This is a genomic window from Sedimentibacter sp. (genome assembly GCF_032080165.1).
GTDB lineage: Bacteria > Bacillota > Clostridia > Tissierellales > Sedimentibacteraceae > Sedimentibacter.
In genome coordinates this window covers 175282-200179 of the sequence record NZ_DAMASY010000003.1, presented here as the reverse complement: position 1 = coordinate 200179, position 24898 = coordinate 175282, and the positions used below count along the sequence as shown (strand labels likewise).

At 35.0% G+C, this 24898-nt stretch carries 19 protein-coding genes and 1 pseudogene; 2 read left to right on the top strand and 18 right to left on the bottom strand.

Going from position 1 to position 24898, the window contains the following annotated elements; all coding sequences use genetic code 11:
* Positions 1–22: 22 nt before the first annotated feature.
* The 4 genes and pseudogenes from RT412_RS05650 to RT412_RS05635 form a co-directional block, all read right to left on the bottom strand.
* Positions 23–1231, bottom strand: a complete 1209-nt coding sequence (locus RT412_RS05650) for a PLP-dependent aminotransferase family protein (protein WP_313342235.1) — start codon at positions 1229–1231, stop codon at positions 23–25.
* Between the two features lie 25 nt (positions 1232–1256).
* Complete coding sequence (locus tag RT412_RS05645) at positions 1257–1730, bottom strand: YaiI/YqxD family protein (protein WP_313342238.1); 474 nt, start codon at positions 1728–1730, stop codon at positions 1257–1259.
* A 77-nt stretch (positions 1731–1807) separates the two neighbouring features.
* Positions 1808–2281 (bottom strand): annotated as a pseudogene (locus tag RT412_RS05640) (amidohydrolase family protein); the annotation flags it as partial.
* A 133-nt stretch (positions 2282–2414) separates the two neighbouring features.
* A complete protein-coding gene (locus RT412_RS05635; RefSeq protein ID WP_313342241.1) occupies positions 2415–3245 on the bottom strand; it encodes a carbon-nitrogen hydrolase family protein in 831 nt (276 codons plus the stop codon).
* Positions 3246–3442: 197 nt separating this feature from the next.
* Here RT412_RS05635 and RT412_RS05630 point away from each other — a divergent pair, with 197 nt between their 5' ends.
* Positions 3443–4048 carry a GNAT family N-acetyltransferase gene (locus RT412_RS05630; RefSeq protein ID WP_313342244.1) on the top strand — a complete coding sequence of 202 codons (606 nt, stop codon included), beginning with the start codon at positions 3443–3445 and terminating at the stop codon, positions 4046–4048.
* 266 nt (positions 4049–4314) lie between these two features.
* Here the strand turns inward: RT412_RS05630 and RT412_RS05625 are convergent, their stop codons facing one another.
* The 9 genes from RT412_RS05625 to RT412_RS05585 form a co-directional block, all read right to left on the bottom strand.
* Positions 4315–5067 (bottom strand): ABC transporter ATP-binding protein, encoded by a 753-nt coding sequence (locus RT412_RS05625; protein WP_313342250.1) that lies wholly within the window; start codon positions 5065–5067, stop codon positions 4315–4317.
* An 18-nt stretch (positions 5068–5085) separates the two neighbouring features.
* Positions 5086–7440: an FtsX-like permease family protein gene (locus tag RT412_RS05620; protein WP_313342253.1), complete on the bottom strand. Its 2355-nt coding sequence runs from the start codon at positions 7438–7440 to the stop codon at positions 5086–5088.
* 226 nt (positions 7441–7666) lie between these two features.
* Entirely contained in the window at positions 7667–8299 is a 633-nt protein-coding gene (locus RT412_RS05615) for a TetR/AcrR family transcriptional regulator (protein WP_313342259.1), read from the bottom strand.
* A gap of 188 nt (positions 8300–8487) precedes the next feature.
* The gene (locus tag RT412_RS05610) at positions 8488–11916 is read right to left on the bottom strand and encodes a pyruvate carboxylase (protein ID WP_313342262.1); all 3429 of its coding nucleotides are present in this window, start codon (positions 11914–11916) and stop codon (positions 8488–8490) included.
* Positions 11917–12354: 438 nt separating this feature from the next.
* Positions 12355–12984: a histidine phosphatase family protein gene (locus RT412_RS05605; RefSeq protein WP_313342264.1), complete on the bottom strand. Its 630-nt coding sequence runs from the start codon at positions 12982–12984 to the stop codon at positions 12355–12357.
* Between the two features lie 74 nt (positions 12985–13058).
* Complete coding sequence (locus RT412_RS05600) at positions 13059–13655, bottom strand: lysine exporter LysO family protein (RefSeq protein WP_313342266.1); 597 nt, start codon at positions 13653–13655, stop codon at positions 13059–13061.
* Positions 13648–13956, bottom strand: coding sequence for a DUF340 domain-containing protein (locus RT412_RS05595; protein ID WP_313342269.1), 309 nt, complete (start codon positions 13954–13956; stop codon positions 13648–13650). Before RT412_RS05595 ends, RT412_RS05600 begins: the two co-directional genes overlap by 8 nt.
* Positions 13957–13971: 15 nt before the next feature.
* A complete protein-coding gene (gene ligA, locus RT412_RS05590) occupies positions 13972–15945 on the bottom strand; it encodes an NAD-dependent DNA ligase LigA (RefSeq protein WP_313342272.1) in 1974 nt (657 codons plus the stop codon).
* 33 nt (positions 15946–15978) lie between these two features.
* Positions 15979–18204 carry a UvrD-helicase domain-containing protein gene (locus tag RT412_RS05585; protein ID WP_313342275.1) on the bottom strand — a complete coding sequence of 742 codons (2226 nt, stop codon included), beginning with the start codon at positions 18202–18204 and terminating at the stop codon, positions 15979–15981.
* A 173-nt stretch (positions 18205–18377) separates the two neighbouring features.
* Between RT412_RS05585 and RT412_RS05580 the strand changes: the two genes are divergently transcribed.
* Positions 18378–18830: a universal stress protein gene (locus tag RT412_RS05580; RefSeq protein WP_313342278.1), complete on the top strand. Its 453-nt coding sequence runs from the start codon at positions 18378–18380 to the stop codon at positions 18828–18830.
* A gap of 220 nt (positions 18831–19050) precedes the next feature.
* Here RT412_RS05580 and lpdA read toward each other — a convergent pair whose 3' ends face one another.
* The 5 genes from lpdA to RT412_RS05555 all read right to left on the bottom strand — a co-directional run bounded on the left by lpdA (position 19051) and on the right by RT412_RS05555 (position 24731).
* Positions 19051–20469 carry a dihydrolipoyl dehydrogenase gene (gene lpdA, locus RT412_RS05575; RefSeq protein ID WP_313342281.1) on the bottom strand — a complete coding sequence of 473 codons (1419 nt, stop codon included), beginning with the start codon at positions 20467–20469 and terminating at the stop codon, positions 19051–19053.
* Between the two features lie 18 nt (positions 20470–20487).
* Positions 20488–21336 carry a 3-methyl-2-oxobutanoate hydroxymethyltransferase gene (gene panB, locus RT412_RS05570; RefSeq protein ID WP_313342284.1) on the bottom strand — a complete coding sequence of 283 codons (849 nt, stop codon included), beginning with the start codon at positions 21334–21336 and terminating at the stop codon, positions 20488–20490.
* 102 nt (positions 21337–21438) lie between these two features.
* Positions 21439–22761 carry a dihydrolipoamide acetyltransferase family protein gene (locus RT412_RS05565; protein ID WP_313342287.1) on the bottom strand — a complete coding sequence of 441 codons (1323 nt, stop codon included), beginning with the start codon at positions 22759–22761 and terminating at the stop codon, positions 21439–21441.
* Between the two features lie 24 nt (positions 22762–22785).
* Positions 22786–23754, bottom strand: coding sequence for an alpha-ketoacid dehydrogenase subunit beta (locus tag RT412_RS05560; RefSeq protein WP_313342289.1), 969 nt, complete (start codon positions 23752–23754; stop codon positions 22786–22788).
* Between the two features lie 11 nt (positions 23755–23765).
* Complete coding sequence (locus tag RT412_RS05555) at positions 23766–24731, bottom strand: thiamine pyrophosphate-dependent dehydrogenase E1 component subunit alpha (protein WP_313342530.1); 966 nt, start codon at positions 24729–24731, stop codon at positions 23766–23768.
* Positions 24732–24898 lie beyond the last annotated feature (167 nt).

Sequence of the window (24898 nt, the reverse complement as noted above, 5' to 3'; positions counted from 1 at the left end):
CTCCAAGGATGTTATCTTAATATTACATTAATTTAGATTTAATTAATTTTCCTAATCTCTCCATGCCTATTTTTATTTTATCAGGTGAGCTTGCTCCGAAGCTTAATCGTATACAATTGCTCCCTTTGCCGTTTCCTTCCGTAAAGAAGCCCTCACCTGCTACAAATGCTACCTTAACGTCAGGGTTTGAGGTTGCTTCTGTTAACAACTCTGATGTGTTAATTCCGACCGGCAATTCAACCCATGTAAATAATCCGCCGTCCGGGAATGTTCTTTTGGTTCCTTCCGGGAAGTACTTATCGATGCTTTCTATCATTGCATCTCTTCTTTCTCTGTGTACATCACACAACAATTTATGATGTCCGGGATAATATCCTCTCTTGAAAAATTCCGCACAGATTATCTGAGGCAAAAGTGATGTATGTGAATTTGTAGCTGATTTGGCATCAATCATTTTAGCAATTATTTCATCATTTGCATATACATATCCGATTCTGCTTCCCGGAGAAAATATTTTAGAAAAACTATTGGCTAATACTGTGTGACCCGTTTTATCAAATGCCTTAATCGGCAGCAAATCCTCACCGCTATATCTGATATCCCTGTAGGGATCATCTTCTAATATAATTACATCATACCTGCTTCCAAGCTCAGCGATTTTTTTCCTTCTGTCAAGGGACAATGTTCTTCCGGTAGGATTTTGGAATGTTGGAATTACATAAACCATCTTTGGATTATATTTAATAATTTTGGCTTCTAAGTCCTCAGTAACCATTCCTTCATCGTCCATATCAACCGGAATACAATTTGCTTCAAACATACTGAATGTTTCAACCGAATGTACAAAGGTAGGAGATTCAACTAAAATTACATCTCCCGGCTCGATATAAAGCTGACACATCAGATTCATTGCTTCTAACCCGCCTGTTATAATTAATATATTATCAGGATTTGCATTAACACCTTTAGGAGCTAATAAATCATTAACTATAACTTCTCTTAAATCCTTAGCACCAAGAACCGGTCCATAAGATAAAATTTCATAACCTCTGCCTTCAATTCTCATGATATCTTCTGTAATTTCTCTGATTTTGTCTACCGGCAGGCATTCCTTAGCAATAGCCCCTCCTCCAAATGAAATTACATCAGGATCATTCATGGAGCTGAATAAGCTTTTTATTATATTAGCTTGCTTCTCCATTGTTTTCATTCGTTTTGCATAGTTTGACATATTTTCTTCCTCCAATAGTTAATATTTATGGTTTTTTTATTGTTCTCCTTGAGCTTTTACCAAACTTTTCATGCAGGACTTTATAAAGGCACTTTTTAAAGTTTTCATCCTGTTCCTTCGTTCTTTTGGACGGACCCTTTGTCTTACCTCCCTGCTTTCTTATTCTTTCACTTATATATCTCGATTGCAAAAGATTATCAATATTATTTTTATTAATAAAAAATCCTGAAGTATGGATTATTGCTGAGGCCTTCGACAAAACTAAGCTTGCAAGACCGTAATCCTGTGTAATTAATATGTCCCCTTCTCTGAATATTTGAACAATTTTATAATCCACAGAATCTCTGCCTTGCTCAACAACTATTACTTCAAAATCGCTAACAATATAATGGTCAATGTCTACTACAATAATTAATTCAATTTTAAATTCTTTAGCTGCTTGCTCACATATTTCCTTGACACGCTGCGGACATGCATCCCCATCTATTATAATTCGCATGGAAAAAACTCCTTTTTACTTTATAATTATGATATATGTCTTAATTTGTTGATTGATGACAGTAAATAAAAAGAGAATTATTTATTTTCAAAAGTACCGTACACCAAAGGAGTTTTATCTTGAACCATTAATCTACCCTTCGCTATAACCGTGTCTATGTTTAGCTCTTCATCAAGCAAGCAAACATCTGCATCCATGTTAACTTCAATTTTTCCCTTATTTTTAAGCTTAAGAATTTTAGCCGGATTGCAAGTTATTGCTCTCAGTGCCTTTTCAAGAGATATGCTTTCTTTGTTTACACAATCCTTAATTGCTTTTATTAAGCAAGTTGATTTACCAATACCAATTCCTACAAATTCCTTTTTATCATTAAATATCGGCAAGCTTCCCTGTCCATCCGACGAAAGAGTATAATTGTTTTCATCAACACCTTCTTTTAGCAATCTCTTAAGTCCCTTGCTGAAGCTAACCTCGCCTTCTGTTTCCTCCCAGAAATCCGGGTCCTCACTTCCAGTGAAATCAATAAAACCTCCACTTTTAGCGTAAGCGATTAGCAATACATCTTTTATGCCTGCATACTCAGGTCTATAAACCTCTGCATTTCTTATTATCGTTATCATCTTATACTCCTTACCTTTATATTTAACTGTGTACATAACTACTATAAATATATAATAGTCAAAACTATTTTATACTTTTATTCAATGTATAAATATCTTTCCTGATATGTTTCAGCAGGGGAAGTTCATTTCTTATTTTTTTCACATAATTTAGGTCAATTTCCTGTATAATATATCCTTCTTTTTCATCCATTCTGTTCAATACAGTTCCCCAGGGAGATACCACAATGGAATTACCGTAAGAATGATATGTTGCTTCTAAATCTCTTGCAGGAGCTACCCCTATAGTATAAACCTGATTATCAAGTGCTCTTGCCCTGAAGCTGAGCTCCCAATGAGCAGGACCTGTAGTCATGTTAAAGGCACCGGGATAAATAATCACTTCTGCTCCTTCTGCCGCCATTAACCTCGACAGTTCAGGGAATCTGATATCATAGCAAATAGCGAGACCAATCTTGCAAAATTCAGTATCAAACAATGTTACATCCCTGCCGGGAGTTAATGTGTCAGATTCTTTAAAATATTGACCTCCTTCGATATCAATATCAAAAAGGTGCATTTTTCTATGTTTAGCTATTTGATTTCCGTTTCTGTCAAATACATAGGATGTATTATACACTTTATCGTCTTTTAGCTCGGGAATTGTACCGGCAACCACATAAATACCGTAATCCTTGGCAGCGGTACTCATAGCTGTATAAGCAAAACCTCCTTCGTTTTCGCCGTAAGCTTTAAAAAGAGAATTATCATAGGGACAGCAAAACATTTCAGGAAGCACTGCAAAATCCGCACCTTCCTTTGAAACCCTTTCAATTAACCTGACTGCATTTTCTACATTTTTTTCCTTATCATCATATACCTTTGTCTGTAGTAATGCCGCTTTAAATTTACTCATACCGATACACCATCCTTTTACTTCATTATAGAATATATTCCATTTATTCGCAAGTGAACACTTATCTCATCGCTGCCTTGTTAACATTTAAGTAGATTTATTATATATTTTTTGGTATAATTTCTTATGTACACTTTTTATTGATAGTAAATTCTAATTATTTATATAATGTTTGGATATTATAAAGGAGAATCGCTATGTTTGAAATTCAACTTGCTTCCAAATACCCGGATAGTACAAATGATAAAATCAGCAAAATATTTGTAGATGGATTTTATGAATGGTTACATTATTTTTCAAAAGACAAAAAGAAACTGACAAACGCTTTTTCACATATGTTTAATCCTGATGTTTTCTATATTGCATGTCTGAATGGCGAGATTTGCGGGATATCTGCTTGTAATGACGGGAAAATTAAATCTGTCCATCTTGAAAAGAAGGAATTGAAAAAACACCTTGGTTTTGTAAAAGGAACCATTGCTTATACTATTTTGAAACATGAATTTGAAGAGAAACAATATCCTTTTCTAATAGAGCCTGATATGGGGTGCATTGAATTTGTAGCAACTACCCCGGAATATAGAGGCAAAGGTGTTGCCTCAGAAATTATTACGAATATTTTTAAAACCACTCCTTACACAAATTATGTGTTAGAGGTTGCTGACACCAATCTTAATGCTGTGAATTTATATACGAAGCTGGGTTTTCAAGAATTTAAAAGAATCAAAGAAAAACACAGTAATAAAAGCGGCATTAATTATCTTGTATACATGAAATATATTAAATTGAGACAGCATCTGTAACTCAAATAATGTTTCCTATATGATTTTAATTTAGATTATGGGCAGAGCTGAACAATCATATTTTTATCGAAAGAAGTATATGAATTTTCAGAATATAAAGGGTGTTTATCTTTTTCAGGATGAGTGTACTTTAAAACAATTGTCTTATCTTCTTTTTTAATTGATATTAATTCTATGAATCTTTGTGACCCAATGCCTTCTCCCAAATTGATTCAGGAAATCTTTCGCGAATAGAATTACCATAACCCATTCCCGAAATAAGTTCCCTAAAATCCCTGTTTTTCCAGCCATTCAGATAATATTTTCTCCCGATATGATTTGTTAATTTTATTAGCCTTATATTTTCCCAATATGAGTTCATTATGTATATTTCCATCCATAAGGAATATAACTCTGTTCGCCCTGGATGCCACCCTTGCATCGTGAGTAACAATGATGATTGTTGTACCATCATTATTGATTTCATTGATAATATCCATCACTTCTTTTGTGGTGCCGCTGTTCAGTGCTCCTGTAGGTTCATCCCCAAATACAATGTCCGGCTGATTTATTAGTGCCCGGCAGATTGCCGCACGTTGGAGCTGACCTCCCGAAACCTCTTTAATATCATGATCAGCCACATTTGAAATGCCTGTCTTTTCCATTATGGCATCCACATTTTCATTTACCTGTTCTCTTGACAGCTTACCGGACTTAAATCCAGGCAGTACGATATTGTCCCTGACCGATAAATTTTTCAGGAGATAAGAGTGTTGAAAAATAAATCCCATCTGATTTAGTCTTACTTCACTGATCTTTTCATCTTTTAGTTTAGAAATATCTTTACCACACAGCAGCACATTGCCGGATGTGGGTCTATCCATTCCGCTTATATTATAAAGCAGTGTAGACTTACCGGATCCGGACTGACCCATAATTGCTATAAACTCTCCCTTTTCCACTTTAAAATTTATATCGTTTAATACCTGAGTGTTGTCAAAGCTTTTACATAGATTTTGAACATCTAATATTGTTTTCATACCGCACCTCCAAACTTTCTATTCATTGATTATAGAAATAATATTGTACTTATCAATTAACCTAACTACAAAATAAGTAACTGATAGAATCAGCACAAGCACTATCAACGGACAAATTATATACTGAATTATAGGATTGGAAATAAGTTCAACCTTCTTAACCCCAATACCTGCAATACCTAATCCCGCATTAACAATTTTTTCTCCTAAGGCATCCGTCAAAAAAGTTCCCAACAAGATGCCTGTAAAGGATACACATCCTATTTTTATCATATACTGCTGTTTAATATCATGTTCAGAAAAACCAATAGCTTTTAAAACAGCTATTCCTGATAAATCCTTTGTCAGACGCAGTTTTAAAAACAAGACAGTGATAATCATAACAATGCATGTGCCTATGATGACTATTGAAAAGACTATATTCTTAAGCTGCTTTGAAACCCCGCCCAGTGTCTGGTTTATGAATTCATTCATTGGATCTGCCGTTATTCCCGTTCCAAGGATTTCAGACCATTCATCTGCCTTTCTTTCCACTGCTGCATTTTCAGCAAGACTTACTGAAAATGAATATTTTTCAGAAGTTCGTCCGGAAAAATCATATTTTGACTTTGCAGTATACCCACCGCTGGTAACGTCCTGATATATTCCGGAAATAATGAACTCCTGCTCTTTATTATCAAATAACAGCACTATTGTATCGCCGGTACTTTTTCCGATTTTTTCAGCGTTAAGATAGGACATTGCAATTTCACTTTGACCCACAGGAGCTTTTCCGCTTAAATACTGAAGTTCATTCCCGGCATTATCCCCGCAGTCTATATGCAAATTCATAAGTTCATTTTCCGCACCAATAGTTTGGACACGTACCCTTCTATATTCAAAGTAGCCTTGGGTTTCATCATCATTATCCAAAACCTGTTTTACATTCCTGTAACCTGTCTCAAGATTTTCCCCATTTTCCACTTCAATTAAAATATCCTCCAATGAACTACCCATATATGTAATAAATTCCGGTGCTTCGAAGGTATTCAACAAATTGACGGGGATCATAATCATCATCACTGCAATCAATACAATTACAAATACAATTGTCCAATCTTTAAACTTATAGAAAATTTCACGTATTCCCATTAGCCAGTTAACGGAAAGCCACTTTGATTTATATAGTCCATCCTTTATACCGCCCTTTTCTCCTTCAAATCCCTTTCCGGTAACTAAAGCATCAACAACCGTGAGTTTTTTGATTTTCTTAAATAGCTTTTTACAGCGATAATTTATAAGCAGAAAAACAATGAAGCTCACAACAAGCGATAATATGATTGTCAGAAGAGATATCCCTTTATTTCCAAATACAGAACTGATATGCTTAGTAAATATACCGCTGATTAATAATGCAAAAAAATTTCCTAATATGATTCCTGATAACGCCAATGCCCTGTATTTATAGAGATAAATATCCCTTATATCGGCAAAACTCAGTCCAATTGCTTTCATAGTGCCGATTTCACTGATTTCTTCTTCTAATGCAGCCATGATTGTAAACTTAATACAGATAAAAGAAATAATAATTAAAAATATACTCGCCAGAAGTAACACAAATACAGTAATGATATCCGTTAAAGCACTTAAAATAAAAATTATTGTATATGTTACTGCCTGGCCATTCTGCGGAAGTCTTGCATTTTCATAAGCAGTCCGGAAATTTGATGCCTCTTTTGAGTCATTAAAATATGCTTCTATAAGGTATTCATTCTCTCCGACCTTACCTTCAAGCATATGAAAATCTCCATTGCTTAATAGTATTCTTGTGGAAGAGGTCATTGTGGAATTCATCATGGAATCCAAAATAAATTCTTTAATTATAAATTCCTTCATAATATCATTTGAGTTCAAAATTACTCTATCACCGATTTCCAAACCATACATATCCCTTAATAGTACAGGAATTCCAATTTCACCGTTGTGGATTGTTACCTTCTGATGTTTAGAATTTAATAATAAATCCTTAGCCTCGCTCTGTTTTACCAGACCGATGTCAAGACGTAAATCAGAAAGATCGTATGTATCCCTATCATTAATAATTGTAAGATTATCTCCATATACATCAATCATAACGGATGTCTGCCAATAAGTAATACCACTGTAATTTGACATAAACTTATCTATTTCATCCTGACTGATTTCTCCTTTGTGCATCTGAACAAAATGCGGAGGCTGTGCTGTCTTGTATAATTCAGAAATTGATGTATAGGTTTGTACTGCCATTATCATAGACAATATTGCAAGGCAGGATGAAAAAAATATAAATAAAAGTAATGCAAGATTAATCACTTTATTTCGTTTAAAATCATTTTTAACTATTAACCAATTCATATAAATTTCCCTTCCATCTCTTTAATGCTTTTACCGGAGCCAAAAATAAACGCAAATGTAAACATTTCAATTCCTGTGATTATAAGCATTAATCCAATTCCCCGTCCTTCTCCGGTGCCGATAATTCGCCCTACACCTTCAACAAGAATGCCACCCTCCAGAAGCATCGGCTCAAATACATGGTCAGCAAGTATACCGCAGACTGCATATGCAGCAACATATGTCTTTACATTTGCCCCCGGTTCTGCATAAACAATTGAGCGAAATAATCTTCAGGAACATCTAACATCTTCTCAAGTAACGAAATTAATGCTGTCATAACCTTCATCTGAGAATCAGCGTCCATTTCAAAAATACCTTCATCAGTTAATGTTAATGATGCTGCAAGAAAAACTTGCATATACTGTAACGGATATCTGCAGTTCCAAATCTTCTTTTCAATTCCTTCCTGGATAATCCCAGCCAGAACAGGAGCCATAGCAGTGACTATCTGATTTAAAATTTTTTGATGTAATAAAGCATTTTCAGTTTTATGTAAATTATTGATTATATCGTTGTCAATCTGATTAGTAATCTGCATAGCCATAAATGTGCGCATTAGTCTTTCTGTCGGGCTGATATTATCAATTTTTAGTATCTTCTCAGTTCTCCTGATTACCATATCTTTATATCTCCATACAATCGCATCCAAAATATCTTCTTTAGATTTGAAATAGTGATAAAGTGTACCCTTTGCAATGTCAACCTCTTTAAGGATATCATTAACAGTGCATTTCTCATATCCTTTCGTAAGAAACAGCTTTTCAGCAGCATCAAGAATTTCATTTTTTCTTTCACCATATTCTTTAGTAATTCTCATAATTTCGCTCCATTTTAATTATAGACCGAACGTCGGTCGCCTATGCATAGCATATAATAACATCTCATGTCTGTCAATGATTTTTTACACCATCCTTTTTACTTCATTAATAGAATATATTCCATTTATTCACAAATTAAAAAATGAGACCTTCAGATTTCATCTGAAGACCTCATCCTTTAAAATTACTATTCCAACTCGGCAATCAGCTCGCCTGCAACCACTCGCTGACCTTCTTTAACATGGATTTTAGCGACAGTTCCCGATAACGGAGCCAGTACGTTTGTCTCCATCTTCATTGCCTCCAATATAGCGATCGGCTGTCCTGATTCCACTTTGTCGCCTTGTTTAATAAGAATCTTATAAACATTGCCGGGAATATTTGCACCGATTTCATATTGATTGCCGGTATCGGCCATAACAACCTCAACTGCCCCGCTTTTTAAATTCACTGCATTTTTATCTTTTATTGTAATTACTCTTCTGTTTCCGTTAACTTCAAATACCAAATCCTTCGTACCGTCTTGATTCGACTTGATTTCAACAAGCTTAATGCTCAGCTTTTTGCCTTCGGCAATTTTAACACCGCAGGTCTCACCTTCCTCCAAACCATGGAAAAATATGTCGCTTCCCATTAACCTCAGATTTCCTTCTTCTTTAATATTTTTCAAATAATCTTCAAACACCTTAGGATACAATGCATAGCTTAAAGCTTCTTCATCAGTTCCTTCAAGATTGTGTTTTTCTTTCAGTATTCTTTTAATCGCATCAAAGTTTTCAGATGGCAGCAATTCACCCGGTCTGCATGTAATAGATTCTTTTCCTTTTAAAATTAATTTGCTTAAGTTCTCAGGAAATCCGCCCTCCGGCTGACCCATCATGCCTTCAAAATATGAAACTATTGAATCAGGAAAATCCATATCTCTTGCTTTATCATAAATATTTTCCGGTGACAAATCATTTTGAACCATGAATATAGCCATATCTCCTACTGCTTTTGATGAAGGTGTAACCTTTACTATATCTCCAAGCATTTCGTTAACTGTTTTGAACATTTCTTTAACATCTTCAAATCTATGACCAAGTCCAAAGCTTTCAACCTGAGGTTTTAAGTTTGAATATTGACCTCCGGGTATTTCATATTTATATATTTCAGCCGTACCGGTTTTTAAACCGGATTCAAACTTACTATAAACAGGTCTCACCGCTTCCCAATAGTCGGAAATTTTCTGCATATCATCCAAATCAATGGATGTGTCTCTTTCCGTATTGTTCATAGCAGCTATAACCGAGTTTAAAGGCGGCTGACTTGTTAAGCCGGCCATGGAGTTAAAAGCAGTATCAACTATATCAACTCCTGCATTTGCGGCGGCATAAACAGTTACTACACCGTTTCCGCTTGTATCATGGGTATGCAGATGAATCGGTATTGTTAATTCGTTTTTCAGAGCTCTGATAAGCTTATCTGCAGCCATGGGCTTTAACAAAGCTGACATGTCCTTGATGGCTAATATGTGGGCTCCTCTTTTTTCAAGCTTCTTAGCCAAATCAACATAATATTTAAGTGTATATTTATCTCTTTTTTCATCGAGTATATCTCCTGTATAACATATGCTTGCTTCTGCTATTTTATTTTGATTTAATACTTCATCTATTGCAACTTCCATGCCTTCAATCCAGTTTAAGGAATCGAATATACGATATACATCAATTCCTTTCTTGGCCGATACTTTTACAAACTCCCTAATAACATTGTCGGGATAGTTTTTATAGCCAACGGCATTTGCTCCTCTAAGTAACATTTGGAACAATATATTCGGTATTTTTTCTCTTAATACGCTTAATCTTTCCCACGGATCTTCCTTTAAAAATCTGTAGGCAACATCGAATGTGGCACCTCCCCACATTTCTACTGAAAACAATTCACTTGCCAGCAGAGACATAGCAGGTGCTATTTTTTCCATATCAATTGTTCTCACACGAGTTGCCATCAATGACTGATGTGCATCTCTCATCGTTGTATCTGTTAATAAAAGCTTCTTCTGATTCAAGACATACTTTGAAACCTCTTCAGGTCCTTTTGAATCCAATAGCTGCTTAAGTCCGGTCTTGATTTCAGCATTTTTCGTACCAGGAACTCTCGGTACGTTAAATTGAGGCTTAACACCCTTTGTTTCATTTACAACTATGTTGCCGATGTAATTCAACAGCTTTAATTCCTTATCCTCACCGCCTCTTACATTTAAAAGTGACGGATTGTCTGCTATAAATCCGGTATCACATTGACCGCTTTTAAATATTTCATGATTTAATACATTCAACAAAAATCCTATGTTTGTTTTAACTCCATGAATCTTTAATTCTTTTAAAGCCCTTGCATTCTTACTTATAGCATCATTAAAAGACCTGCCGTGTGAAATAACCTTTACCAGCAAGCTGTCATAATAAGGGCTTATAACGGCGCCTGTAAATCCGTTTCCGCCGTCAAGACGTATACCAAATCCGGAACCGCTTCTGTATACATCAATTTTTCCTGTATCAGGAGCAAAATTATTGGATGGATCTTCCGTCGTCACTCTGCACTGAATAGCATAGCCGCTTTGTTTAATGTCTTTTTGGTTTTTTATATTAATTTCAGGAGAACTCAATTTATATCCCTGTGCAATTAAAATCTGCGCCTGTACTAAGTCAATGCCCGTAACCATTTCGGTAACAGTGTGTTCAACCTGAATTCTCGGGTTCATTTCTATAAAATAATGATTTCCGCTTTTATCTACTAAAAATTCTAAAGTTCCGGCATTTCTGTAATTAACGGCTCTTGCAATTTTCAGTGCGTCCTGACAAATCGCTTCTCTCTGTTCATTGCTTATTGATAAAGCAGGAGTAAATTCAACAACCTTCTGATGTCTTCTTTGGATAGAGCAGTCCCTTTCAAACAGATGCACTATGTTTCCGTAATTATCACCAAGAACCTGTACCTCTATATGCTTTGGTTTATCCAAATATTTTTCTATAAATATATCATCAATACCGAATGCCTTTTTTGCCTCGCTTTGAGCACTTCTGAATTCTCTTATTAAATCATCTTCACGCCACGCAATACGCATCCCTCTTCCGCCGCCTCCTGCCGATGCTTTAAGAATAACAGGATATCCGCAAAATTCAGCAAACTTCTTTGCTTCTTCTTCAGATTTAACGGCTTCTTCAATACCGGGAATAGTAGGAACCCCTACAGAATTTGCAACAATTTTAGATTTAATTTTATCTCCTAATTTGCTCATCATAATGTGGTCAGGTCCTATAAACACTATTCCTTCTTCTTCACATTTGCGTGCAAATTCAACATTCTCCGATAAAAAGCCATAACCGGGATGAATGGCTTCAACACCTTTAGATTTTGCCAAGCTTATTACTTCGTCAATACCTAAGTATGCATCAACAGGTTTTTTATTTTCACCTATTTTATAGGATTCATCAGCTTTCGTTCTGAAAAGTGAATTTTTATCCTCTTCAGAGTATATTGCTACACTTCTTATACCCAATTCTTCACATGCTCTGAGAACTCTAATGGCTATTTCACCACGGTTAGCAACCAAAACTCTTTTGAAATTTTTCATGTTGTCCTCCAAATCACCAAAAAAATATACATTTTCGAATTCTATAAAGCATAGTTTAACATTATTTAATAAGTTTTTCAATGATATAATTTAATAAAATTAAATTTAGATATAAAAAACTTTATTTTCTTTATTTTGATTAACAAAGTAATTTCTCGAATCGTTTTCCGCCTTTTTTCAATAAGGTTATTTGTATTATTCGGTATTAATACAATTTTAATAATCGCAGGGGAATGCATCAAATTTATTTGTTCGCTTCACTCACATAAATTTGGCATTCTGTACGTTTGACCTACCAACCATTTTTCAGAAAAAGACTCTGAAAAATGGGGTTAGGGCATAAAAAATCAATCTGTTTAATTTATATACAGATTGATTTTTTATATATTATTTTTCAAAATCTTTTATACTTTTCCATTTCCCGGGAAATTTCGACAATTAGTTAAATGCTACAGAACCTTTAAGATGTTCTACATCGTTGTAGAAAATTTCTTTAATTTCATTGTTATCATCAACTTCAAAGCAGGATAAGCTGCAATTACTGACTACCGTACCCATCCAATCGTTGTTTATTTTAAACTTCCTTATATATGATTCAATACACTTTATAGTTCCGCCGTGAGCCACTATTAAAATATTCTTGCCTCTGCACTTTTCAACAACTTCTTTAAAGGCATTTTCCACCCTTTTATAAAATTGAATTAAGCTTTCACCGTTTGGATATCCGTATTTAAATGGATCACTTTTTATTTTATCAATTACATCTCCGTGATTTTCTACTATTTCATCCCATCTCATTCCTTCAAAATCTCCAAGATTTATTTCCATGAAGCCGTCATGAGTTTCTATGTCAATTTGCTTATTTCCTTTTACAATCTCAGCAGTACGATATGCCCTTTTCAAGGGACTCGCCACTATGCAATCTAAATCAATATCCTCAATTCTGCTTGATAAAAGCTCAGCAGCCATTATACCCTTATCTGTCAGAGCGGAATCCTTGTTTCCCTGAAATCTTCTTTGTTTATTCCATTCTGTTTCACCATGTCTTGTTATATATATTCTTGTCATTTATATCTCCTTCTACTTTTTTCTGTCAATGGATGATCCATCTTATCTATTGCCTGTCTATCGCTTGTCCATTGTTATATTAACCCCACAAATATAGGTACTAAGACTGTAACCGATAATGAAATTATTACTCCGCTTATAAAGGATATTAAAGCTAACTCCTGGCTTGTATTTTTGGTTATAATAGGCAAGCCGGTATCCATACTTATTGCAGCACCTGCAGCAATGGTTTCTAAATATCCGATACGCTTGGCTATGATTGGTATAAATACAAAAGCAATTATTTCTCTGAAAACATTTGTTAAAAATGCAACTGTGCCAAGCTCTGCCGAAACAGGTGTTATTATAATCGCCGACAAGGTATACCATGACATACCCGAAGCAATAGCCAAAGAACCGAACAAGTCCATTTTAAATATTATACTGCAAACTATACCTCCAAATAAACTTCCGGCTATTGTAGCTGCCGGAACTATCAGCACTTTAAAGCCTACCTTCTTTAAATTTGAAAAAATCTCCTTGTTGCTGCCTAAATCAATTCCAACAAAAAACAGTAAGAGGCATAATCCTATATCCATCAATAATCCTGTATGAGCATAAATTGCCTGAGGAATTATAAATAATCCGCTGATTATTCCTAATATCAATGCAATCAATATCTTTTTAGTCATTGCTGCCTCCTACGATTCTTTTATCAGAAAACAGCTTCTTCCTTAATAAATAGACAAAAAGAATACTGAAAGCAACGGTAATAGCCGCAAATACAGCTGCAGTCAAGCCGATTTTTCCTATTGACGAAAGTACCTGCTCGTCCATTCCGACTCTTACACCCATCACGTATATTAAGCCAAACAATATAACAGCTTGAATACCTGATATCTTTTTCATCAAATTATTATGGATTAACCCTTTGCTGCTTAAAAGCCATCCAACTGCCAATAAACCGAAATACAATAAAATTCTAAGTGCCATAACTCCCCCTCATAACTACTGCGGTTTTACACCACCGTTTAACCAATCAATAAATTGATTTTCTGTTATTATTTTAATATTTAATTCTTTTGCTTTTTTATTTTTGGATGAATTGGACATATTGTCATTGTTTATCAGATAATCTGTTTTTGAAGTTACTGAGCCGGTAACTTTTCCGCCTCTTTCTTCTATTACATCCTTTATTTCATCTCTGTTTTTAAATTGTTCAACCGAACCTGTTATTACGAATGTTAAGCTTTCAAACAGCTGTGCCGCATTATTTTCTTCTGCTTTTTCTATTGTAACTTCATTAAGCAGGTCATGCACAATTTTTTTATTTCTATCACTACCAAAAAAATCTACGTAAGCTTTTGCCATTACATTTCCTATGCCCGATATTTCGATTAATTCTTCATAGACCGCATTTTCTATTTTTTCCCAATTGTCATTGAATTTCCTGCATATTAATTTAGCATTTGAAACTCCGATATTAGGTATACCAAGGCAATATAGCAGCCTTGCAGCAGTTGTATTTCTTGCCTTATTAACTGATTGAACCAAGTTATTAAATGATTTTTCACCGAAACCTTCCATATTGACTATAACATCCTTAAAGCTTTCAATATGAAATATATCGCTTAATTCTTTAACTAAACCCTTAGCAATCAGCTTTTCTATGGTTGCTTCCGACAATCCCTCTATATTGATTGCATCTCTGCTGACAAAATGCGTAAAGGATTTTATCTGCTTAGCCATACACTCATCATTTATACAATATAAGGTTTTAATATCATTATCATTCTTAATTACGGTTTCTCCGCCGCATACAGGACAGCTGCCCGGAATTTCCATATTATTGCTTCTTGTTAAGTTGTCAGATATTTGCGGAATAATCATATTTGCCTTATAAACGCTTACGGTATCACCTATTCCAAGCTCAAGATTTTCCATAATACTTAAATTATGAACACTGGCACGGCTTACTGTCGTACCTTCAAGTTCAACCGGCTCAAAAATTGCTATAGGGTTTATAAGTCCGGTCCTTGACGCGCTCCATTCAATTTCTAACAGCTTAGTTTCCTTAATTTCATCTCTCCATTTAAAGGCAATTGAATCTCTCGGAAATTTAGATGTTGCTCCCAAGGATTCTCCGTATGAAATATTATCATACATTAAAACCAACCCATCGGACGGCAATTCATTATCAGTTACCTGTTCTTCAAAATATATAACCGTATCTTGTAAATTAAGATAATTGACTTTTTTATACTCCACCACTCCGAAGCCTTGATTTTTAAGCCAAATTAATTGTTCTGTCCTTGAATTTTTAAAATCCATACCATCTGCTTTCACTAATGAGAAAGCATAAAATCGAACATTTCTTTCAGCGGTAATTTTGTTGTTAAGCTGCCTTACAGATCCACTGCATAGATTACGAGGATTTTTATATTTAAGCGTAACATCTGTAATTTCATTGTTGATTTTTTCAAAATCCGGATAACTGATAACAGCTTCCCCTCTTAAAACCAAGCTTCCCCTGAAGCTGATATTCAGTGGAATGTTAGTAAATACTCTTGCATTATTTGTTATAACCTCTCCTACTTCGCCGTTACCTCTGGTAACCGCTTTGATTAGCTTTCCGTCTAAATATGTCATAACAATAGTTAAGCCGTCAAGCTTCCATGAAAGAACACCTTCATTAGCTCCAAGCCACTGCTGCAACTCATTAACATCCTTTGTTTTATCCAAAGAAAGCATTGGTTTTTCATGTCTTTCCTTAGGTAAATTAGACAAAAGCTCATAGCCCACATTAATGGTAGGGCTGTTAGACAATGTAATATTAGTTTCTTTTTCTAATTCAACCAATTCATCATAAAGGGCATCATACTCATAGTTTGACATAATTTCCCGGTTTTCCTGGTAGTATGCTTTGTTTGCTTCATTTAACAGTTTAATTTTTTCCTTCATCAACAGAAGCTTATCTTCCATAGCTTATCCTCTTCAATTTATATTTTTTCTGACCTATATCTTTTCTATCGGGGCATATTCTAAGTTAAGATTCTTTATTCCCTTGCTTTCAAAAGCAATAACCACTGTTTTTGAGTCAATCTCATCCTTTATTTGAACCACGGTTCCCACTCCCCATGATTTATGCATTACTTTATCTCCGGCAACAATTTTATCTGACTTTAATTTTGGTTTTTCCTTTTCTGTATCTAAACCGCCTTTAAAAAAGTCACTTTTCACAAATGACGGCATTCTTTTTATGTTTTCATCTAAGTTTTGTATTTTTTTAGCGGCATATGACATAGGGTTAACGTCCTCTATGCATTCTGCAGGTATTTCTTTTAAAAATCTTGATTTAAGCTTAGTTTCGTGGTTTCCGAAACGCATCCTGTCATTGGCATACGTTATGAACAGCATCCTTTTAGCTCTTGTTATTGCCACATAAAACAATCTTCGTTCCTCTTCGTCGTCACTGTCAGCTTCTTCCTGATGGATAATCGGAAAAATTCCGTCTTCGAGACCTGTTACAAACACTGTATCATACTCCAAACCCTTGGCACTGTGAACAGTCATTAGAGTTACACAATCATTTTTAGTTTCATCAGTTTTATCTATATCAGCCAGCAATGATACGTGAGACAGGAAATCCTCCAAACCATTTTCTTCATATCTTTCTTCAAAATCCTTGGCTGCCGATAAAAATTCATCTATATTTTCTAAACGGCTTCTTCCTTCTACTGTTTCATCCTCAAGAAGCATTGATTTGTAACCTGTAACCTCAAAAACATCTGATATAAATTCCGAAACAGGCATTACATCCTTTTTAATCATCAACATTTCCATCATAGAAACAAAGTCTGCAATGCTTTTAGCAGCAGCATTGGTTAAACCGATTTCATTCAATTCATAGCAGGCATCAAATTTTGATATTCCTTTTCGGTCGGCATATTCTGTAATCAAATCTATAGTTTTCTGCCCGATTTTTCTTCTTGGCACATTTATTATTCTGTTAAAACTTATGTTATCCTTTTGGTTAAAGGTCAGCATCAAATATGCCATTATATCCTTTATTTCTTTTCTTTCATAGAACTTTAATCCTCCGACTATTTTATAAGGGATTCCTTCTCTGATTAATCCTTCCTCCAATGCTCTCGACTGTGCATTGGTTCTGTACAAAACAGCCATATCAGAATATGAGGAATTATTTTCTCTCCTTTCCTTTCTGATAAGGCATGCAACGGTAAAGGCCTCATCTTTCTCATTGTCCATTTCCAGTATTCTTATGAGATTACCACCTTCAAAGTCAGTATAAAGGTTCTTGCCCTTTCTTTGACAATTATTCTTAATTACACCGTTAGCTGCATTCAAAATGACATTTGTAGAGCGATAATTCTTTTCAAGCTTTACAACCTTGGCTCCTTCAAAATCCTTTTCAAAATTAAGAATATTGTTTATATCTGCACCTCTCCAACCATAAATTGATTGGTCTTCATCACCAACAACAAATACGTTATTTTCGCCATTGGGCTTTTTACCCAATATTTTAACTAAGCTGTATTGAACTAAGTTGGTATCCTGATATTCATCCACCAATATATATTTAAAGCGCTCCTGATAGTACTCTCTTATATCCTGCTCATTTTCAAGAAGTATTATAGTTTTTAAAATTAAATCGTCAAAATCCAATGCATTTGCAATTTTTAACTTCTTTTCATACAGAGCATAAACCTCGCCCACATTTCTTTTATAAAATTCATTAAAATGCTCTTTTATATAATCATCTGCGTTGTTTCGTCTGTTTTTCTCAGAGCTTATAACTGCCTTAATAGAATTAACATTATATTTTTTGGTATCCAAATTCAGTTCTTTAATACAATCCTTAATCACTATTTTAGTATCATTAGTATCATAGATTACAAAATTTGAGTCATATCCTATTCTTTCTATATTCTTTCTTAATATACGCACACAAATAGAGTGGAATGTTCCAATCCACATTCTATCAATTGGATAATCTAATAGCTGTCCAATTCTTTCCTTCATTTCATTAGCAGCTTTGTTAGTAAACGTAATTGCAAGTATCTCCCACGGCATCGACTTTTTTGTATCTATCAAATATGCAATCCTATGAGTCAAAACTCTCGTTTTACCCGTACCTGCACCGGCTATAACTAAAATAGGACCCTTATCATATGAAGCTGCTTCCCTTTGTTTTTCATTTAAAGATTGTAACAAATCCATTTTTCCTCCAATTTATTTAAACGCAACGTATTTTTATTATAAAATTTTTAAACTCTCAACAAATTATATCATAATAAAGCACCACTTCTCAATATGATTATTTTATAGTATAATGTTTACATGATTCAGATATAGGTATAAGTATAGAAAGATTTATAATTAGAGGTGATGGTATGAAAAAAATATTAATTCCAGTTGATGGCTCTATAGCATCAGAAAAAGCAGCAATAAAAGCGGTTGAAATCGGTAAATTAATAAACGCAGAGCTTACTTTTGTAACAGTTGTAAGCCTTCCCACAGAAGATAAATATTCGTACTTCGGAATGAATGTGGAGCATGCATTTATCACAAATTGTGAGGAAATGCTTAAAAATCTCATACGGGAAGAAACCAAAATGCTTGATATTCTTGTAAGAAACCTTGATTCCGGTGATTTAATGACAGAAAAAAGAGTGGTAGTTGGAAAAGCAGCAGACGAAATATTAAAAATTGCCACTGATGAAAAATTTGATTTAATTGTTATGGGAAGACGTGGATTGTCAAATGTAGAAAGAATTTTTATCGGTTCTATAACTCAAAAAGTAATTTCACAAGCACCGTGTCCGGTAATGGTTGTGAACGGATAAGAGGATCATTAGATATTCAAAATGCGGTGGTCATTGGCGCACCGCATTTTTTGCACTTACAGTATAAGCGACCGACACCAAATCAGAGATTTGGGTCGTCCCAGTCTCATTCACCAATGTTTTAGCTCCCTTTGGTCGCAAACATTGAGAATTCATTGCGAATGACCTACCTGCCATTTCTCAGAAAAAAACTCTAAGAAATGGGGTTAGGGCATCTTGCTTATTTAGCTTTCATAGAATGTATAGCTTGTTTTTTCACGGCTAATACCGCTTCCTTCAATCCTTCGGAAACAGTAGGATGTGGATGAATCGTTTCAATGAGCTCATCTACTGTGACTTCTAAATTGATGCCAAGAGAAAATTCTGAAATCATTTCAGTCGCCCTCGGTCCATAAATTGAAATTCCTATTATCTCATCATACTTTTTATCGGTTACAACTTTAATAAAGGTATTTTCAACATCACCTGTAATTAATGTCTTTCCATTATTAATTAACGGGAACATACCTGTTTCATAGTCAATCCCGCGGTTTTTAGCTTCATCCTCCGTAATTCCCACATATGCTACTTCAGGTTTAGTGTATAGACATCCAGGTACAATATCATAGTTTATAGTTTTATTATCCCCAAGCAGCATATTTTCAACTGCAACTATTCCTTGTTCTTCTGCAACGTGTGCCAACATAACCTTTCCCGTTACATCCCCTACTGCATAAATATTATTAACATTTGTTCTCATATTGCTGTCGATTGTTACAAAACCCCTATTACTTACGGCTACTTTAGCATTCTCTGTCTCAAGTCCCGTTATCACCGACTTTCTGCCGGTTGAAATCAATACATTATCTCCATATGCAAATTTGTCTTCTCCGTTTAGCTCATACTTAACACAAAGCCTGCCATCCTTTTTTTCTATTCCGACAACCTTTGCTGAGGTATGAATTTCAATCCCTGACTTCTCCATATTTGCAGATAGCATTGCTGCCACATCAGAATCCATTGATTGACCTATTTTAGGCATCATTTCAATCATGTTTACTCTTGTACCAAATGCACTATATACGCTGGCAAATTCGATACCTATGACACCACCTCCTATAATAACCACTTCTTCAGGTAATTTATCTGAGCAAAGGGCTTTGGTACTGTCTATAACGCCTTCCAGGTCAGAACCCTTTATAGGTGGAATCATCGGCTCGGAGCCCGTAGCTATTACAAAATATTCGCTGTTTATAACGTCTTCTTTTCCATCTGACAGTCTTACCTTTACACTCTTATTGTCAACGAAGCTTGCTTCTCCTCTTATTAATGTTATATTATTGGATTTAAGAAGCATTTCCACTCCCTTAACAAGCTTGTCTATTATGTTTACCCTTCTTGTTTGTAATTTCTGCCAATTCACTTTGGGCTTGTTTTCTAATTCTAATCCTAATTCGTCGGCATTTTTTAATTCTTCATATAGCTCTGCAGTATGAAGCAATACCTTTGTAGGAATACATCCAACATTAAGGCAAGTACCTCCAACCTCTGCTCTTTCTATTAATGCAACCTTTGCGCCTAATTGTGCTGCTCTTATTGCAGATACATATCCCCCTATACCTCCACCGATCACAGTCACTTTATAATCATTTACTGCCATAAGATTGCTCCTTTCTTATTATTTAAATTCCTCAAATAACTTTTCGAATTCGGCAATATCTTCACTTATGTGATATACATGTTTATCTTCAGGAAATTTAACATTTCTTACGTCATCACAATATTCCTTTATTGCATTTATAGTTATCTCTGACAGGTTTGCATATTTCTTTACAAATTTAGGAGTAAATGCCTGGAACAATCCCAACATATCTCCGCAAATAATTAATTGTCCGTCACATGGTGCTCCGGCACCAATAGAATATACAGGAATAGTTAATTTTTTAGTTATATATTCCGTTACTTCCGGCGGAACTGCTTCTAATAAAAGAAACTTTGCTCCGGCTTCCTCTATTGCTATAGCATCTAAAATTAATTCTCTTGCACTTTCTACGGTTCTGCCCTGTGCTTTAAATCCGCCAAGAACTCCTGAGCTTTGAGGAGTTAAGCCAATATGTCCGCAAACAACTATACCTGCATCAGTAATAGCTCTTATACGTGAACACATTCTTCTTCCGCCCTCAAGCTTAACAGCATCAACATCAGCTTCTTTTAAAAATCTGCCTGCATTTTCAACTGCAGATTCATCTGATATCTGATATGACATAAAAGGCATGTCACCTACTATCATTGTATTTTTAGCACCTCTTCTTACAGCCTGACAATGTGATATACAATCATCCATTGTAACAGGTATGGTTCCTTCATATCCCAATACAACCATTCCCAAGGAATCGCCAACAAGTATCATGTCAATTCCGGCTTGTTCAGCAAACGAAGCCATAGGAAAATCATATGCTGTAATCCAGGTTAACTTTTCACCCTTTTTCTTCATAGATTGCAAGTCAAGAATACTTTTTTTCTTCATTATATTCACCTCATAGTAATTAAATTTAGAATACTCCTTCTAAAATTACTTAATAGCATCTGTTTATTTTAAAAAGGAGAAATGTAATACACTGATTGATGTTTAATCAATCAACAAATATGGATTTTCTATAAATTCCTTTATTTCACTCAGGAATTTAGCTGATAATGCACCGTCAACCAAGCTATGATCAGTTGTCAGACTTAAATTCATCATAGATCGTACAACCACTCGCTTATCGATTGTTACAGGCTTATCAACTATTCTGTTTATTCCCAAAATAGCAACTTCAGGTCTGTTGATTATTGGTGTAAATGAATCCATTCCAAACATACCGATATTTGTAATCGTGAATGTTCCATTAAATAAATCATCAGGATTCAGATTATTAGTTCTTGCATTATCTATCAATCTTTCTGTTTTTTCTGCTATTTCCTTAAGAGTCATTGTTTCCATACCCTTAACATTAGGTACCATTAATCCCTTTTCAACATCTACTGCTATGCCAAGATTTACATAGTTATGATATGTTATGGTATCATCTTCCAAGCTTGCATTAAGATGTCTGTACTTCATCAGAAGCTTGCCGAGTACCTTCATAATCATATGATTATACGTTAATTTTAAGCCTTCCTCTGCATATAACGGTTTAAGTTTTTCTCTTAATCTGATAAATTCGGTCATATCTACTTCCATATTAAATGTTACCATAGGAGTAGCAACCCAATTTGCTCTCATTCTCTCAGCAATAATCTTTCTCATTCCAACAGCTTTTTCTGTCTCTGTCGGTTGACTGTATACAGCTTCTTTAGTCCTTGCCGCATATCCTTCAACATCTGCTTTCTTAATTCTGTCATACTTTTCAATTCCGGATAAATCTATATTATTTTCAGAAGCCATCTTCTTAGCTGCAGGTGTAGCCTTTACTCTTGGCTTATCGTTTTGATATCTCTCAACATCTTTTGCCAATATAACTCCGCTAAAGCCTGTTGCTTCAACTTCCGATAAATCTATACCTTTTTCAGAGGATAATTTCTTAGCATAAGGTGTAGCAAGAATGTAATCGGAATTTTCTTTTGTATTCTTTACTTCACTAACTTCCACATCTGATTTATCCGCTGTATCTGCAGCTTTTTCCTCTTCTTTATCGCCTGAGTGCTCTCCTACTATTTCGGATATATCCTCATTTTCATCAGCAATAACACCTATAAGTGCCTTAACAGGTACGGTTTCACCTGCTTGTACAACTATCTTTCTAACTATTCCTTCTGTATCTGCAATAATTTCATTGGTAAGCTTATCTGTTTCTACCTCAAATAACTTATCTCCTACTTTTACATTATTTCCTTCTTCAACAAACCACTTGGTGACAGTTCCTTCTGCCATCGTAAGTCCTAATTTGGGCATTAATATTTCTCTTGCCATGTTCATCCTCCTTCACAGCTTTAATTAAAATAAATCCTTTAACTCTTTTGCAATTTTTTCTGAATTTAATCTATAAGCATTTTCTAATGGGGGTGAAAATGGTACCGGAGTAAATGGTGCCCCAAATCTCTTAATTGGTGCGTCTAAATATTCTACTGCCTCTTCTGCTACGTATGCAGCAATTTCAGATCCAACGCCCCCTTGTTTTACCGCCTCATGTATAATGGCTAACCTATGAGTTTTCTTTACTGATTCTAATATTGTTTCTTTGTCATAAGGCACTATCGTTCTAAGGTCTATAATTTCGGCATTAATTCCATCATTAGCTAACAAATCAGCAACTTCATAAGCTTTTTTCATTGCTATAGAATAAGAAACTATAGTGATATCCGCACCTTCTCTTGCTACCTTAGCCTTTCCTATAGGAACGAAATATTCACCATCAGGAACCGGTCCTTTTTCCTTATATAATATTTTATTTTCAAAATATATTACAGGATTGTTATCTCTTATTGCTGACTTTAATAGTCCTTTAGCATCTGCAGGATTTGATGGTGTAACTACCATAAGCCCTGGGATATTCATAAACCATGCTTCAATGCTCTGTGAATGCTGTGCTGCTGCACTCAAAGACAATCCGTCAGGTGCTCTGATAACCATTGGAACTGTAGTCTGTCCTCCGAACATATATCTGATTTTAGCCATCTGATTAAATACCTCATCCATGGCAACACCTAAAAAGTCTGCATAGTGCATATCCGCTACGGGTCTTAATCCTGCCAACGCAGCTCCAACTGATGCTCCGACAATTGCTGTTTCAGATATTGGAGCATCCATAATTCTTTCGCCGAATTCAGCAGGCAAGCCTTTGAACTGTCCGAAAATTCCACCCTGTCTTACTATGTCTTCTCCCATTACAATTATGTTTTCATCTAATCTCATTTCTTCTGCCATTGCTTCTAATGTTGCTTGTGAAAATGTAATCTCTCTCATTTTTCTACCTCCTACACATATAAGTCATCAAAGATTTCTGAAGGATCCGGGTATTCACTATTGAGTGCAAATTCTAATGCTTCTTTGATTTCTATTTCAACTTTTTCTCTTATTTTCTTTAGCTGTTCTTCAGTCATTAATTTTTCTGACAAAACTTCTTCTTCAAATCTTGTTATTGGATTATTGTTTACATAGATTTCATTAACTTCTTCTTTTGTTCTATACATTTCAGGGTCACCAACAAAGTGGCCTTTAATTCTATATGTCTTAGCTTCTAAGAAGAATGGACCATTACCGGCTTTAACATATTCTAATGCTTCCTTGAAGCCTTCATACACTGCAAAAATATCATTGCCATCAACAATTTTACTCGGCATATTATATCCCTGTGCTCTTACTGATATGTCTTCTACTGCTGTTGTAGTTCTATAAGGAGTTGTTGATGCCCATTGGTTATTCTCACAAACAAATATTACAGGTAATTTCCATGCAGATGCCATGTTTAATGCTTCATGAAATGTTCCTCTGTTTGATGAACCATCACCGAAAAAAGCAACCGAAACATTAGTTCCTTTTTTCATTTTAATAGCTAATGCAGCACCTGTAGCTAAGTTAAATCCTCCGCCTACTACTCCGTTTGCTCCCAGCATTCCTACTGAAAAATCAGCAATATGCATTGAACCGCCCTTGCCTTTGCAAGAACCTGCCTTCTTTCCAAATATCTCGGCCATAACCTGATTCAAGTCTGCACCCTTTGAAATTGTATGTCCGTGACCTCTATGTGTACTTGCTATATAATCTTCATCTGTTAAGCTTGTACAAACACCTGATGCAATTGCTTCTTCACCTATGTATAGATGCACAAACCCCGGTATTTCTCCATCTAAAAAATACCTCTCAACTGTTTCTTCAAATCTTCTGATCTTCATCATTTTATAGTAAAATGTTTCTAATAATTCTTTGTTATACTTTCCCATTTTCATATTCTGCTCCTTTAAATATATTTGCATTTCCATGTACTTACTAAAATAGTTAATATTAAACAATTTGAAAAAGTGTAAATCCGGTTTCCTCATCAAATTTTCTGATTAAGTAGTGATTCTCTCCTTCAACAAAATGCCCACCATCATACAAAATTCTATGT

Coding starts and splice junctions, on each gene's coding strand:
- RT412_RS05650 (WP_313342235.1), bottom strand. CDS start 1,231: ATGTCAAACTATGCAAAACGAATGAAAACAATGGAGAAGCAAGCTAAT.
- RT412_RS05645 (WP_313342238.1), bottom strand. CDS start 1,730: ATGCGAATTATAATAGATGGGGATGCATGTCCGCAGCGTGTCAAGGAA.
- RT412_RS05635 (WP_313342241.1), bottom strand. CDS start 3,245: ATGAGTAAATTTAAAGCGGCATTACTACAGACAAAGGTATATGATGAT.
- RT412_RS05630 (WP_313342244.1), top strand. CDS start 3,443: ATGTTTGAAATTCAACTTGCTTCCAAATACCCGGATAGTACAAATGAT.
- RT412_RS05625 (WP_313342250.1), bottom strand. CDS start 5,067: ATGAAAACAATATTAGATGTTCAAAATCTATGTAAAAGCTTTGACAAC.
- RT412_RS05620 (WP_313342253.1), bottom strand. CDS start 7,440: ATGAATTGGTTAATAGTTAAAAATGATTTTAAACGAAATAAAGTGATT.
- RT412_RS05615 (WP_313342259.1), bottom strand. CDS start 8,299: ATGAGAATTACTAAAGAATATGGTGAAAGAAAAAATGAAATTCTTGAT.
- RT412_RS05610 (WP_313342262.1), bottom strand. CDS start 11,916: ATGAAAAATTTCAAAAGAGTTTTGGTTGCTAACCGTGGTGAAATAGCC.
- RT412_RS05605 (WP_313342264.1), bottom strand. CDS start 12,984: ATGACAAGAATATATATAACAAGACATGGTGAAACAGAATGGAATAAA.
- RT412_RS05600 (WP_313342266.1), bottom strand. CDS start 13,655: ATGACTAAAAAGATATTGATTGCATTGATATTAGGAATAATCAGCGGA.
- RT412_RS05595 (WP_313342269.1), bottom strand. CDS start 13,956: ATGGCACTTAGAATTTTATTGTATTTCGGTTTATTGGCAGTTGGATGG.
- ligA (WP_313342272.1), bottom strand. CDS start 15,945: ATGGAAGATAAGCTTCTGTTGATGAAGGAAAAAATTAAACTGTTAAAT.
- RT412_RS05585 (WP_313342275.1), bottom strand. CDS start 18,204: ATGGATTTGTTACAATCTTTAAATGAAAAACAAAGGGAAGCAGCTTCA.
- RT412_RS05580 (WP_313342278.1), top strand. CDS start 18,378: ATGAAAAAAATATTAATTCCAGTTGATGGCTCTATAGCATCAGAAAAA.
- lpdA (WP_313342281.1), bottom strand. CDS start 20,469: ATGGCAGTAAATGATTATAAAGTGACTGTGATCGGTGGAGGTATAGGG.
- panB (WP_313342284.1), bottom strand. CDS start 21,336: ATGAAGAAAAAAAGTATTCTTGACTTGCAATCTATGAAGAAAAAGGGT.
- RT412_RS05565 (WP_313342287.1), bottom strand. CDS start 22,761: ATGGCAAGAGAAATATTAATGCCCAAATTAGGACTTACGATGGCAGAA.
- RT412_RS05560 (WP_313342289.1), bottom strand. CDS start 23,754: ATGAGAGAGATTACATTTTCACAAGCAACATTAGAAGCAATGGCAGAA.
- RT412_RS05555 (WP_313342530.1), bottom strand. CDS start 24,731: ATGGGAAAGTATAACAAAGAATTATTAGAAACATTTTACTATAAAATG.